Source organism: Bradyrhizobium sp. F1.13.3 (assembly GCF_040548265.1).
In the GTDB taxonomy this organism is placed as follows: domain Bacteria; phylum Pseudomonadota; class Alphaproteobacteria; order Rhizobiales; family Xanthobacteraceae; genus Bradyrhizobium.
Window position 1 is genome coordinate 14,473 of record NZ_JBEPRI010000024.1, and the last position, 13,135, is coordinate 27,607.

Here is a 13,135-nt window from a genome sequence, read left to right on the forward strand (position 1 = left end):
AATTGGTTCGGCTTCAAGTGAATGATCGTAAACAAACGGTGGTGAGAACCCTCGTCCGCTCCCTCGGAGCCGATTATCACTTAGCTCCCGGAAGCGCGGAAACCACAAACGAGGGTCTTCGATCTGGCGTTCGTTTCAGACCCGCCACCAAATCGATCGAAAGAGCCCAGCAATCCCAAAAGATTGCTGGATTTTGTTTTGAGTCGCTTTGGTCGTGCGATCAGTAACGAGAGGGGCCACCCGAATTGTCCTCTGCGCTGGCGCCTAAAGCCATAGCCCGGGTTGATGCCGCATCCTGCATGCGTGCCCGACGCCGTCGCCCTGCACCGCTCGGTTTGCTGTCGACAGCGATTAAAGAACGGACGACTTTATTAGAGACCGACAACGAAATCTTGTCCCGAATCGTGGGCCGGTTGTCGGTTCCAAACCAATGTTGTCGTGTTGACGACGTGAGACAAAGCGAAAAATCAGCAATTTTCAGTCTGGCGCGTTGCTTGCTTTGTTCGCGCTGTCGGCGTCGATCGCCTGCGAAGGCATCGTGAATAGTTTGGCAACATTAAGCGAAGACGTGGAGACTGGCTGTGTCGCGAACTGAGATAGAGCGATTTGTCAACGATCTAGGGAAAAAGGGCAATCTGCTCGAAAACGCAAAACCGAGTGCTACAGGTCTTGCATCAATTGTAGCGGTGGGAAAAAGTCACGGCTACACTTTTACACTTGATGAAGCGAAGAGTTACATCCGGTGTCGAAGCCGACAGGAGTTGATTAGTAAGCAGCTCGATGCGACTGCCGGCGCCAATCCGAATTCGGGTGTTGCGATCTCGACCGGCGTTGTGCAGGCCGCCGGGTTGGCCAGGTCCGCTGCGGAGGTGCCCACGAGCGGCGTACAGGTCGCGGAAGCGCACTCTAACTTCGCCTCGGCAGTCGAGCCCGTCGCTGTTGTTCTGGTTGTTGTTGTTGCGGTCGCGGCCTGACATGCCTTTCGCCATGACCGCATTGGCTCGTGCTCAAGGAGACGAGAAGTACGACGAGAACATGAAAGCAGGCCTCGTCCGGGGTGAGATCATTGCCATTAGGCTTATAAGATGCTGCTTCAAGGTTTATCCGTAACGTGATGACGCGCGCTGCCACCGAACACTACCGACAGAGTTTTGACCGTCGCACCCCCGAGCAACGGCGCACCCTGTCGCACGTCAAGCGCTTCACGGAGCGGTTAGCCGGTGACGTGGAGTTCCGCAAGGCGCTTTCGGAGAACGTCGACGCCCCTCGTACGGTAACAGAGCGCTACGGCATCGAAGTTGACCCAATGGAAATGTTGCCGATCTGGCACGGAGACTACCAAAAATACCGCTTCAAGCCGGAGTCTGCCCAGTGGCCGCTGGCTACGATGTGGGACGAGCATCTGCGCGAGATGTTGCGCCATCGCGACCTCCTGCGCGATGAAGGCGAAATGTCGACGATTAACCCTCGTTTCCATGCCTGGCGCGAGCGCCAAATCCGGCGCTGCAACGACGAATTGGGCGCATCATCGCTATCGGTCACGTACCCGATCATCGCTTTCGAGTTGAGCGAAGGCTGCACCGTTGGTTGCTGGTTCTGTGGCCTCTCTGCCGACCGGTTCAAAGGCTATTACGACTACAGCAAAGAGCAGGCAGAGCGTTGGCGTGGCGTAGTTGGCGTCGCGAGCGAGGTGTTTGGTTCGGCAGCCCGTACTGGCTTCTGCTACTGGGCTACAGATCCTATGGACAACCCACACTACGATCGCTTTCTGTTCGACTACTATCGGATCACGGGCGCATTGCCGCAGACAACGACCGCTGCGCCGCTTAAGGATCAGGCACTCATCAGACGCGTGCTCAGACTGTTCAACCTGTATGGCACCACGCCGAATCGTTTCTCCGTGCTGAGCAAAGCCCATCTCAATCAGATTCATATGACGTTTTCGCCAGAGGAGCTGCTAGGGGTCGAACTCATCCTGCAGGGCAAGGAGGCGCCGACCGCAAAGGCTTTCGCCGGACGCGCGCGCGAGCGGAAGGGGAAGCTTAGGTCCGCCATCAAAGATGATGCAATGGCGTTGCTGGAACGCGATCATACCACGATCGCGTGTGTTTCCGGCTTCCTCGTAAATATGCAGCAGGGACGTTTGCAACTGGTGACGCCGGTACCGGGGAGCGAACGCTGGCCTCTCGGTTACCGCATCTTGGGTGAACGTTTCTTCAGGACGCCTGACGAGTTCCGGGAGGGGCTGCAGAGCATGATCGACCAGTATATGCTCGAGAGCCCAGCCCCACACCTGCCGATCCGCTTCCGCAGAGACCTGCAATACAAAGCAGGGATCCGGTACTTCCAGCTCCGCGCCCGCAACATGGAACACCGGGTGCCCGACGACGTCGCTCCGATTTCCGTGGGCGATCTCATCGCGTTCGGCAACTGCACAGCGTCGGAGCTGGTTATGCGGGTCACGACTGACGGAACGAGCGTACTTGCAGTCGCTGACTTGCTCGATCGGTTGTACGCGGCCGGGTTAATCGAAGACGACCTCGACGACCGCTTCGCCTGGCAGACCAGCAATTGGACGACGCGCCGCACCGAAGCTGCCAAATACGCAGGCTCCCGCACGGACGTAGATCATGCCGATTCGCACTGAGATACCACGTCAGTATCGAGGCGCTGCGGCATCTTACCATCTCGCAGCGTGGACTGGGGTGGCAAGCCGCTTCGCATCCACCGTCCGCGGCTTCATGGCGCGCGGAACCGACGTGACCGCAAAACCTGTTCTTGGCGTGCCGGGCTCTCCTAGGCAGCTCGAACTCATTCGGTCTACCACCTGCCTGAGCTCCGCCGGATGGGCTTTGGTTGCTCCGCGCTGGACGCGACCGAAGGACTTCCGCGCTCGCGGCTTCGAGCCAAGTCCTCCTTTTTTGCACATCGGCGAGTACGACTGGAGCGCTGCACGCTCTTCGTCAAGAACGGCTCGATCCGACCTGGTCCTTGGCGTGGCGCCGCTTAATGTCGGGAGCGAAGCGGTGTGTCGGCTCATTCACGGCTCGGCTCTAGCACCCTCCGCTGGACTCGCGCGTTCATGCTTTCCAGTCTCCAGGCAATGAACGTGACACGGAAACATGGCTCGAAGCGCGCCGCCTAGGGCATTCGCTGAACTAGTTGACTTCATGTTCACGGCTCCAATCACGGAGTCGCGCAGAAGTTCGCATCGCCGTCCAGCGCATGAGGCTGCGGCCGGGTGAACGCGCCTAGTCTTCCACAAATAATGTGGCATCACATGGGTATCGATGTGCCAATCGTCTTAGTCAACATGCCTATGTCGGCAGTCGAAAGACCGTCGTTGGCGCTTGGTCTGCTGAAGTCAGCGCTGACCCAGGCGGGGCTGCAAGCCACGATTGCATATCCCAACATCTGGTTTTTGGAATACATAGGCATTGCCGACTATGGGCCTCTTGAGAGTTGCCCGCCAGAGGAGGCGCTGGTTGATTGGCTGTTCGCGGGCGTTGCATTTCCCGACTTCGAGCCTGAAGAAAGCGCCTTCCTGGACCTTTATTTCGAACGCAACCCGATACACGCAGGCAAATCTTTGGCCGAGCGTCGCGCGAATTTCCTCAGGCTGCGCTCGCTCATAGGCGGGTTTATTGATTGGACGGCTGACAAGATATTGGAGCAGCGGCCGGCCATGGTCGGGTGCAGCTCGACCTTCACCCAGCATGTTCCCTCGCTCGCGTTGCTGCGCCGACTGAGCGAGCGCTCACCGGATCTTGTCACTCTCATGGGGGGCGCAAACTGCGAGTCGGTAATGGGGCGGAGCACTCACATGCGCTTCCCATGGGTCGACTATGTCGTGTCGGGCGAGGCCGACTTACTGATCGGCCCGCTGTGTTGGGACATCCTTAATCGCGGCAGAGACATTCCGCCTGCGGACCTGCCATTTGGCGTTTTCGGTCCGGCGCATCGCGAGGCCGGTTATCCCGCTGCGTCGACGCGCGACTTAGTGCCCCGCGCAGTGATCGAGAACATGGGTGACCTGCCGCTGCCCGATTTCTCGGACTATTTTGCCGAGCTCAACGCGTCGCTCTACGCCGACCGCATCCATGCCGGGCTGCCGATGGAGTTCTCTCGAGGCTGCTGGTGGGGCGAGCGGAGCCACTGCACGTTTTGTGGGCTGAACGGCGGATCGATGACCTATCGCCAGAAACCCGCGAGGCAGGCCGCAGAGGAGATGATCGAGATGTCGGCGCGCTACGGTTCGTCGCGCATCGAAGCGGTGGACAATATTCTGGCCACTGACTACCTTAAAAAGGCGCTGCCTCGCCTCACCGCGCTACCCGAGAAGCTCGCGATCTTCTTTGAGGTCAAAGCCAACCTGAAGCGCCACGAAGTAGAGAAGCTGGCTGCCGCCGGCGTCCGCTGGATCCAACCGGGTATTGAGAGCCTGGATACCCGTGTTTTGAAGCTGATGCGCAAAGGAACGAGCTCAGCGCATAATGTCCAGCTCTTGAAGTGGTGCCGTCAGCACGGTGTGCGGGTCAGTTGGAGTTTGCTGTGGGGCTTCCCCGGCGAGAGCGACGCATGGTATGCGGAAATGGCTCCTTTGCTACCGCTGCTGCATCATCTACAGCCGGGACCTGCGGTGCGTTTGCGGTACCAGCGCTACAGCCCCTATCACTACGCAGCCGAGAAACATGGATTGAAGCTGCGCCCGGCCGCCTCCTATCGCTACGTCTATCCGTTGTCGGAGCGCGATCTGGCGGATCAGGTTTACTACTTCGAAGACAGTGAAGAAGACGATGTCGGCGGTCATTTCGCGGCGCGCGACGCTAATCGCCGCCCGGGGCTAAGCACTGTCACCAAGGGTATCGATGCCTGGCTGAAAGCCTGGTACGAGCCGAAGTTGTCTATGCTGTCGATGCGGGACAGCGGCGACGAGATCATAGTCGAGGACACGCGAGCCATTGCAGTCGAGCGCGAACACCGGGTCAGGGGCCTCGAGCGGGAAATTCTTCTGGCCGCGGACGAAGGCTCGCCTGAAAACCGCCTCCGCGAACAGCTGAGCGGGACGAATGTAATGCAGGCCGAGATTGAGGCTGCGATAGCTGATATGATCGCTCGCAAATTGATTGTGCGGCTGGACGGGCGGCTGGTTGGGCTCGCGCTCTGGCATCCATATACGCCAATCGCTCCGATGACTGCGTTCCCTGGAGGCTATTTCGACCGACGTGCCGCGCCATTGGGTACCTCGCGTGAATGAGGAAAACTGCGGGGGGCATCTCGGAGGGAGACGCTTCTTCTGGGGCGCACGACGAGATGCCAAGTATGGCGGAGCGGAGATTTCGAGCTTTTGGAAGTTTTGTCTCTGTATGTTCCTCCGAGACTGGCAGCACGGCGAACAGTGGGCGCCGGAAGAGCTCAAGGAGGGAATGCGCTTGCACAACGTGTTTGCCAAGCGTATCCGAGCCAAATTTGAACGCCGATTGACAGTTTTTGGAGTGCCCAGTTTTGTAACGATGTGGCGCACCAAACACTATGCGAACGTGTGACTTCCACCTTTGGGAAGGCAATGGTCTAGGCAGCCAATCGCGGAATGAATGTTTCCACCAATCGCAAAAACCGGGTAATACGAGCCCCCACGACCATCATTTCTTGCGAGACCCCGATTTCGAGAACACCCGTTCCATTTCGCCGGAATCGGGTGTTGCGTGTCCCCGCAACCAACGATTCTTGCGAAAGCAAGGCAACCAAAACCCCGGCCTCCGAAAGGACGTCGGGGTTTTTCTTGTTTGCGGCGAACCGCAGGATCGAGGCCAGGTCGCCCCGCAGGACGATCGCCAGTTCAGCCTTGTCGGGCACAAGTGTCACCTGATCGACCAACGTGCGGAAGACTTCCGCCGCCTCGGTCTTCCCATCCTCGTTCTGCAGGCTCTCATAGAGCGCCGCGATCCGCTGACGGTAGATCTCCGCCATGTTCGGATGTAGGAGGGGTGGCGGCTCTTCCGCATTCGCAAGCTGGTCCTTCCGTACCGCCTTTCGGGCCTCGAGCCGCTTCATGTCCTCGACGATGGCTTCGATCGGACCGCCAGCCTTAATAGCAGCCAGCAGCTTTCCCAGTTCGCGTTCGATGCGCGTGAGGTCGTCTCGCATGGCAGCGAGGCCCGCTCCACGCTCAATCCGCAACCGATTAACCTCGCGGGTGAACTCGTCGCGGAATTCCTTGAATAGATCGGGCTCCATCAAGTGCGTCCGGAGGCCACTGAGCACCGAGGCTTCGAGAGAGTCTCGCCTGATATTCAGGCGGTTGTCGCATGTGCCGTTGTTCCGCGACGTCGCGCAGCCGAGCAGATCCTTAGAGATCATCGTATAGCCGCCACAGCCGCGGATCAGGCTCAGCAAGTCCTCGCGCGTCCATACGCCCGGGCTCGTTCCGCGCATTCGCAGCAGAGCTTCGTCGCGCAATCGCGCGCGGCATTCGGTTCGTCGGCTCTGGAGCACCCGCAGTAGGAAGCCGAGGATGTCGTTAATCTCCAAGTCCAAGAGACGCTCGGTGAGAACGCCCCAGATGCCGATCCGCCCCTCCGGTCCATGGGGTAGGGTCCCTGACAGGCGGGCCGGGAAAATCCGCTCTTCCGGCCATTCCTCCAAGCCGCGGACCAACAGGTCGCGGGCCACGCCGGTGGCGTCGGCATTGGTAATCAGCAGATAGCGCGTGCCGGGATCGTCGAGGTGGTGTTTGGCCGGCCGACGGGTGGTACCGTGTTTGAGCAACGCGTCGAAGTCGGTGATTGACCAGGGACCGCTGTTGCGCAGCTTCACCTGCACGACGAGTTTGTAGCCGTCTGCGACGTTCGCGCTAGGTTGGACACAGGCGTCGTTGGTTCGAACTCCGACTCCAGATCTTCCTCGTTGGCGGGTTCGAGCGTGATCCTCGTCGCCGATTTGGTGATCAACATCAACCGCAGAGCCGCCAACACCGAGACGGCGAGTTGGTACTCGTAGCCATCGAGTGCAGCCTTGGCCCCGCCTGCAGCAGATGGTCGAGGGAGCGCTGTCAAGCGTCGGCACTCATCGAACGTCATCATCCAAGTATTGGAGCTGCTGGAGATGATTCATCATCCTTTCGTTCTTACAGGTGCTTATTGGCATCGGACATGCCAGAGGCATCGAGTGTCTTCAGCAACGCCGAGACGTTCCGTTGTCGTTTTTGAGCCCGCCTAGGCGGGCCTCTATGAGACCTCGTCAGGTTGTCTTCAGTTTTAGGGTGCTTGTCGGATAACCGAAGGCGAGAAAAAAGTGTGAAACTCGAATGGTGCCGTGCGTGGGAGCCAGCGACGGATCTCGTTCGTGCTCAGTGTCGAAATCTGCCGCCCTGAACATATTGGACGGCCTCGCTATCGGGTCGCCGCCGGAGGTAGGCTTAAGGCGCAATGCGGTTGCGAGGGCGGCGTCCTCCAGTGCTTCCCTGATCTGCGGGACCACATCAGCCTCCGGATCAAGAAGGACGCCCCACCATGGCGGCGACCGCTTGTCGGCGGCTGTAGATGCCTGTGACGAAACCACCGAGGCCTTGTTCTAGCAGATAATGGTTACGGTGCTTCTTTTGCCGTCCCATGCGCTTGAACTCGAAGACGAGACGCATGCCTTGAGTGGTGTCGTTCCAGCCATAGACAATGTCGGTCCGCCGCTTCTGAATGAGCGCTCCAGTGCTCAGATCGATTTCCCCGATCACGTCCTCGGCTGATCGAGACCGCGCGCATCGCGCTTGCCATGGAGCAGTGGACGCGCGCGCTGCGGCTGTCGGAACCGTTCTGACAAATCGCGCGAGCTCCCCGACGGAAGCTATGTCGGGTTGGTCGAGGCCGCCCGCGGCAGTCTCGGGCACTGGATGGCAGTGCGCGACGGCAAGATAGAGCGCTTCCAGATCATCGCGCCGACCACCTGGAATTTTTCGCCGCGCGATTCCTTCGACGTCGGCGGCCCGCTGGAGCGGGCGCTGGTCGGCACTGATGTCGGCGACGCCGGCCCGCGTGCGGTTGCGATCCAGCACATCGTGCGCTCGTTCGAGCCCTGCATGGTGTGCACCGCGCATTGACCGGAAACTTCGTTGCCGGCTGCAAATCGAATTGTTTCCTCTTCTCGTGTTGGCAGTGTCCTCGCGTACCGTTCATGAAAGTGGTTCAAATTCGCAACGTTATGGAATCTCTCCACTTTTGAATCTCTCCAGGCTGTTGGCCTGCTTCTTGCTAACCTTTGCGTCATCGAAAAGTCAAAGCCGAAGGCGGGAGCATTCATGGGCGCGGCGACGGAAACGTTTTACAACGTGATCAGGCGCCAAGGCATCACGCGTCGGTGCTTTCATAAATTCTGCAGCCTGACGGCGACGAGCCTCGGCCTCGGACCGCTGGCGGCGAGCCGCATCGCGAACGCGCTCGAGACTAAGCCGCGCGTGCCCGTGATCTGGATGCACGGCCTCGAATGCACCTGCTGTTCGGAGAGCTTCATCCGCTCCGCGCACCCGCTGGTCAAGGATGCGGTGCTGTCGATGATCTCGCTCGACTACGACGACACCATCATGGCGGCTGCGGGCCACCAGGCCGAAGCCATCCTCGAGGAGACCCGCGCCAAGCACAAAGGCCAGTATATCCTCGCGGTGGAAGGCAATCCGCCGCTGAACGAAGGCGGGATGTTCTGCATCGACGGCGGCAAGCCGTTCGTCGAGAAGCTGAAGATGATGGCCGAGGACGCGATGGCAATCATCGCCTGGGGCGCCTGCGCCTCCTGGGGCTGCGTGCAGGCGGCAAAGCCCAATCCGACACAGGCTACTCCGATCGACAAGGTGATCACCAACAAGCCCATCATCAAGGTGCCGGGATGCCCCCCGATCGCCGAGGTGATGACCGGCGTCGTCACCTTCATCACCACCTTCGGCAAGCTGCCCGAGCTCGATCGCCAGGGCCGACCGAAGATGTTCTACTCGCAGCGCATTCATGACAAGTGCTACCGGCGCCCGCATTTCGACGCGGGGCAGTTCGTCGAGGAGTGGGACGACGAGGCCGCGCGCAAGGGCTATTGCCTCTACAAGATGGGCTGCAAGGGGCCGACCACCTACAACGCCTGCTCGACCGTGCGCTGGAACGGCGGCGTGTCCTTCCCGATCCAGTCGGGTCACGGCTGCATCGGCTGCTCGGAGGACGGCTTCTGGGACAAGGGCTCGTTCTACGACCGTCTCACCAACATTAAGCAGTTCGGCATCGAGAAGAACGCCGATCAGATCGGCATGGTGGCGGCCGGCGCCGTCGGTGCCGCAGTGGCTGCGCATGCGGCTGTGACCGCTGTCAAGCGGCTCGCCACCAAGCGCGAAGACGCCGACCACAATAGCTGATCGAAAAGACACAGCAGGGCAGGACAATCATGGGTATCGAGACTCCCAACGGCTTCAATCTCGACAATTCCGGCAAGCGCATCGTCGTGGACCCCGTGACACGTATCGAAGGTCACATGCGGGTCGAGGTCAATGTCGACGCCGACAACGTCATCCGCAACGCGGTCTCCACTGGCACGATGTGGCGCGGCATCGAGGTGATCCTGAAGAACCGCGATCCGCGCGACGCCTGGGCGTTCACCGAACGGATCTGCGGAGTCTGCACCGGCACGCACGCGCTGACTTCGGTGCGCGCGGTCGAGAACGCGCTCGGAATCACCATCCCGCAGAACGCCAATTCGATCCGCAACCTGATGCAGCTTGCCCTGCAGGTGCACGACCACGTCGTCCATTTTTATCACCTTCACGCGCTGGACTGGGTCGACGTGGTCTCCGCGCTCTCGGCCGATCCGCGGGCGACGTCGACGCTAGCGCAGTCGATCTCGAGCTGGCCGCTGTCGTCGCCCGGCTACTTCAAGGATCTGCAGACCCGGCTGAAGAAGTTCGTCGAGTCCGGACAGCTCGGTCCGTTCAAGAATGGCTATTGGGGCAGCAAGGCCTACAGGCTGCCGCCCGAAGCCAATCTGATGGCGGTGGCGCATTATCTGGAGGCGCTCGATTTCCAGAAGGAGATCGTCAAAATTCACACCATCTTCGGCGGCAAGAACCCGCATCCTAACTGGCTCGTCGGCGGCGTGCCCTGTCCGATCAATGTCGACGGCACCGGCGCTGTCGGCGCCATCAACATGGAACGGCTGAACCTGATCTCCTCGATCATCGACCGTCTGATCGAGTTCAACGAAATGGTCTATCTGCCCGACGTGGCGGCGATCGGCTCATTCTACAAGGATTGGCTCTATGGCGGTGGCCTTTCGAGCCAGAGCGTGCTCTCGTATGGCGATGTGCCAGAACATGCCAACGACTATTCCGCCAAGAGCCTGAAGCTGCCGCGCGGCGCCATTATCAACGGCAACCTGTCCGAGGTGCTTCCGGTCGACCACGCCAATCCCGACGAGATCCAGGAGTTCGTGGTGCACTCCTGGTACAAATATCCCGACGAGACCAAGGGACTTCATCCCTGGGACGGCGTCACCGAGCCGAATTACGTGTTGGGACCCAACGCGAAGGGCACCAAGACGGCGATCGAGCAGCTCGACGAAGGCGGCAAGTACTCCTGGATCAAGGCGCCGCGCTGGCGCGGTCACGCCATGGAGGTCGGCCCGCTGGCGCGCTGGGTCGTCGGCTACGCGCAGACCAAGGCGGAGTTCAAGGATCCCGTCGACAAGTTCCTTCGGGATCTGAACCTGCCGATCTCGGCGCTGTTCTCGACGCTCGGCCGCACGGCGGCGCGTGCGCTCGAATCCGTCTGGGCCGGACGCCAGATGCGCTACTTCCAGGACAAGCTCGTCGCCAACATCAAGGCCGGCGACAGCTCGACCGCCAATGTCGACAAGTGGAAGCCGGAGAGCTGGCCGAAGGAGGCCAAGGGAGTCGGCTTCACCGAGGCGCCGCGCGGCGCGCTCGCGCACTGGGTCAAGATCAAGGACACCAAGATCGACAACTACCAGTGCGTGGTGCCGACGACTTGGAACGGCTCGCCGCGCGACCCCAAGGGAAATATTGGCGCCTTCGAGGCGTCGCTGATGAACACGCCGATGGTCAATCCCGAGCAGCCGCTGGAGATCCTGCGCACCATCCATTCCTTCGATCCGTGCTTGGCCTGTTCGACGCACGTCATGAGCCCGGACGGCCAGGAGCTCGCCAAGGTCAAGGTCAGGTAGGAGAGGATCATGATGGATGCAGCTGCCTCGGACGCCGGGCCCGACCTCGCGGCGATCGCAGCCGATGCTTCCGGAGAACGTGCGGTGGGTCGTCCCAGCGTCTATGTCTACGAAGCGCCGGTACGGATCTGTCACTGGGTGAACGCGTTCTCGATTATCGTGCTTATGGTGACCGGCTATCTGATCGGAACGCCGTTGCCGACGGTCGCGGGCGAGGCGTCCGACAATTTCGTGATGGGCTACATCCGCTTCGCCCATTTCGCCGCCGGGCAGGTGCTCGCGGTATTCTTCCTCACGCGCATCCTGTGGGCTTTCGTCGGGAACCACCAGTCTCGGCAGATCTTCTACATCCCGGTTCACCGCAAGCAGTTCTGGGAGGAAGTGCTGCACGAAATCCGCTGGTACGCGTTCCTGGAGCGCGAGCCGAAGATGTATGTTGGCCATAATCCTCTGGCGCAGATTGCGATGTTCACGGGATTCACGCTGTTCGTGGCCTTCATGATCGTCACCGGGTTTGCGCTCTATTCGGAAGGCACCGGCATCGATAGCTGGCAGCATAAGCTGTTCGGCTGGGTGTTTGCGATCTGGCCGAACAGCCAGGACGTGCACACCCGGCATCATCTCGGCATGTGGGCGCTGGTCGTGTTCGTGATGGTGCACATTTACACCGCGATCCGCGAAGACATCATGTCGCGCCAGAGCATCATCTCCTCGATGATCTCGGGCGAACGGCAATTCCGCGACTGAAACGGGAACGCCAAGTGAAGCCGACATTCTCGCAAGACGATCGCATCCTGGTGCTCGGCATCGGCAATATACTGTGGGCCGATGAAGGGTTCGGCGTCCGGGCGGTGGAGGAATTCCACCGCCGCTACGCCGTACCCGACAATGTCACCATTCTCGATGGCGGCACGCAGGGGCTCTATCTCGTCAACTATCTGGAAGAGGCGGACCGCCTGATCGTGTTCGACGCGATCGACTATGGCCTCGAGCCCGGCCAGTTGAAGCTTGTGCGTGACGACGAGGTGCCGCGTTTCACCGGCGCCAAGAAGATGAGCCTGCACCAGACCGGCTTCCAGGAAGTCATCAGCGCGGCCGACCTGCTCGGCCGCTGCCCGAAACATCTGGTGCTGATCGGCTGCCAGCCGCTCGATCTCGAAGACTGGGGCGGGCCGCTGACGCCGCCGGTGCGCGACCAGATCGCGCCCGCGATCAATCTCGCTTGCGCCATCCTGGCCGAATGGGGCCTCACGGTGAGCCAACGCGCCGAGCCATTGGCAGATATCGAGCGGCTGCTCGCCAATGACATCGATCATCTCCATTACGAGACGCGGCCGGCCTGATCGGCCACACTGCCGGAGATTTGCCCATGTGCCTCGGCCTGCCCATGACGATTGTCGAGACCGACGGGATCTCGGCGCTGTGCGCGTATCGCGGCGAGCAGCGCCCCGTCTCTGTGCTGCTGCTCTCGAATCCTCCGGTCGGCGCCAAGGTGCTGGTCTATATCGACACCGCGATCCGGCTCCTGGACGAGGACGAGGCACGCCTGATCGCGAATGCGATCGAAGGTCTCAGCGCGGCGCTCGACGGCGAGGATTGCGACCGCTTCTTCGCCGACCTCATCGACCGCGAGCCGCAACTACCCGAGCACCTGCGGTCCGACTAAGATCGCCGCTGCTTCTCCCGTTTGATGCGTTGACGACATCAGTGACCGGCCGGCCTCGGCGGCCGCTGTGGGCCTGGAAGGTCGATTTCTACCCGCAAAGACAGCTCTCACCAGATATGGCAAGCATCTTTCCATTGAAGCTTAGCTTACAATCGGCGCCAAGAAATACATGATCTGGATCAATGGGATAAATCCGGACATGTGATAACCGATCCTGGCACGTGGCTTGCTAACCTCTAGTTTGGCAAAAACACAAGCTTGTCAGGA

At 60.4% G+C, this 13,135-nt stretch carries 10 protein-coding genes and 2 pseudogenes; 9 read left to right on the forward strand and 3 right to left on the reverse strand.

Annotated elements, in window-relative coordinates:
* Positions 1 to 80: 80 nt before the first annotated feature.
* Positions 81 to 335: pseudogene (locus ABIB66_RS38725) on the reverse strand (DUF3551 domain-containing protein); the annotation flags it as partial.
* A 246-nt stretch (positions 336 to 581) separates the two neighbouring features.
* Between ABIB66_RS38725 and ABIB66_RS38730 the strand changes: the two are divergent.
* From ABIB66_RS38730 to ABIB66_RS38740, 3 genes are all read left to right on the forward strand, one after another.
* A complete protein-coding gene (locus tag ABIB66_RS38730; protein ID WP_354258610.1) occupies positions 582 to 974 on the forward strand; it encodes a Nif11 family protein in 393 nt (130 codons plus the stop codon).
* A 140-nt stretch (positions 975 to 1,114) separates the two neighbouring features.
* Positions 1,115 to 2,647 (forward strand): radical SAM family RiPP maturation amino acid epimerase, encoded by a 1,533-nt coding sequence (locus ABIB66_RS38735; RefSeq protein WP_354258613.1) that lies wholly within the window; start codon positions 1,115 to 1,117, stop codon positions 2,645 to 2,647.
* A 633-nt stretch (positions 2,648 to 3,280) separates the two neighbouring features.
* Positions 3,281 to 5,257, forward strand: a complete 1,977-nt coding sequence (locus ABIB66_RS38740) for a RiPP maturation radical SAM C-methyltransferase (RefSeq protein WP_354258617.1) — start codon at positions 3,281 to 3,283, stop codon at positions 5,255 to 5,257.
* Positions 5,258 to 5,571: 314 nt separating this feature from the next.
* Here ABIB66_RS38740 and ABIB66_RS38745 read toward each other — a convergent pair whose 3' ends face one another.
* Complete coding sequence (locus ABIB66_RS38745) at positions 5,572 to 6,822, reverse strand: hypothetical protein (RefSeq protein WP_354258620.1); 1,251 nt, start codon at positions 6,820 to 6,822, stop codon at positions 5,572 to 5,574.
* A 670-nt stretch (positions 6,823 to 7,492) separates the two neighbouring features.
* Positions 7,493 to 7,729: a hypothetical protein gene (locus ABIB66_RS38750; protein WP_354258623.1), complete on the reverse strand. Its 237-nt coding sequence runs from the start codon at positions 7,727 to 7,729 to the stop codon at positions 7,493 to 7,495.
* A 5-nt stretch (positions 7,730 to 7,734) separates the two neighbouring features.
* Here ABIB66_RS38750 and ABIB66_RS38755 point away from each other — a divergent pair.
* From ABIB66_RS38755 to ABIB66_RS38780, 6 genes and pseudogenes are all read left to right on the forward strand, one after another.
* Positions 7,735 to 8,092 (forward strand): annotated as a pseudogene (locus ABIB66_RS38755) (nickel-dependent hydrogenase large subunit); the annotation flags it as partial.
* Between the two features lie 198 nt (positions 8,093 to 8,290).
* Positions 8,291 to 9,382, forward strand: a complete 1,092-nt coding sequence (locus ABIB66_RS38760; RefSeq protein ID WP_354258626.1) for a hydrogenase small subunit — start codon at positions 8,291 to 8,293, stop codon at positions 9,380 to 9,382.
* Positions 9,383 to 9,411: 29 nt separating this feature from the next.
* On the forward strand, positions 9,412 to 11,202 hold the full coding sequence (locus ABIB66_RS38765; RefSeq protein WP_354258628.1) for a nickel-dependent hydrogenase large subunit: 1,791 nt from the start codon (positions 9,412 to 9,414) through the stop codon (positions 11,200 to 11,202).
* Positions 11,203 to 11,211: 9 nt separating this feature from the next.
* Positions 11,212 to 11,949 (forward strand): Ni/Fe-hydrogenase, b-type cytochrome subunit, encoded by a 738-nt coding sequence (gene cybH, locus ABIB66_RS38770; RefSeq protein WP_354258631.1) that lies wholly within the window; start codon positions 11,212 to 11,214, stop codon positions 11,947 to 11,949.
* A gap of 14 nt (positions 11,950 to 11,963) precedes the next feature.
* Positions 11,964 to 12,545, forward strand: a complete 582-nt coding sequence (locus tag ABIB66_RS38775; protein ID WP_148744601.1) for a HyaD/HybD family hydrogenase maturation endopeptidase — start codon at positions 11,964 to 11,966, stop codon at positions 12,543 to 12,545.
* A 26-nt stretch (positions 12,546 to 12,571) separates the two neighbouring features.
* Positions 12,572 to 12,868, forward strand: a complete 297-nt coding sequence (locus tag ABIB66_RS38780) for a HypC/HybG/HupF family hydrogenase formation chaperone (protein WP_148744597.1) — start codon at positions 12,572 to 12,574, stop codon at positions 12,866 to 12,868.
* Positions 12,869 to 13,135 lie beyond the last annotated feature (267 nt).

Coding starts and splice junctions, on each gene's coding strand:
- ABIB66_RS38780 (WP_148744597.1), top strand. CDS start 12,572: ATGTGCCTCGGCCTGCCCATGACGATTGTCGAGACCGACGGGATCTCG.
- ABIB66_RS38740 (WP_354258617.1), top strand. CDS start 3,281: ATGGGTATCGATGTGCCAATCGTCTTAGTCAACATGCCTATGTCGGCA.
- ABIB66_RS38760 (WP_354258626.1), top strand. CDS start 8,291: ATGGGCGCGGCGACGGAAACGTTTTACAACGTGATCAGGCGCCAAGGC.
- ABIB66_RS38735 (WP_354258613.1), top strand. CDS start 1,115: ATGACGCGCGCTGCCACCGAACACTACCGACAGAGTTTTGACCGTCGC.
- cybH (WP_354258631.1), top strand. CDS start 11,212: ATGATGGATGCAGCTGCCTCGGACGCCGGGCCCGACCTCGCGGCGATC.
- ABIB66_RS38765 (WP_354258628.1), top strand. CDS start 9,412: ATGGGTATCGAGACTCCCAACGGCTTCAATCTCGACAATTCCGGCAAG.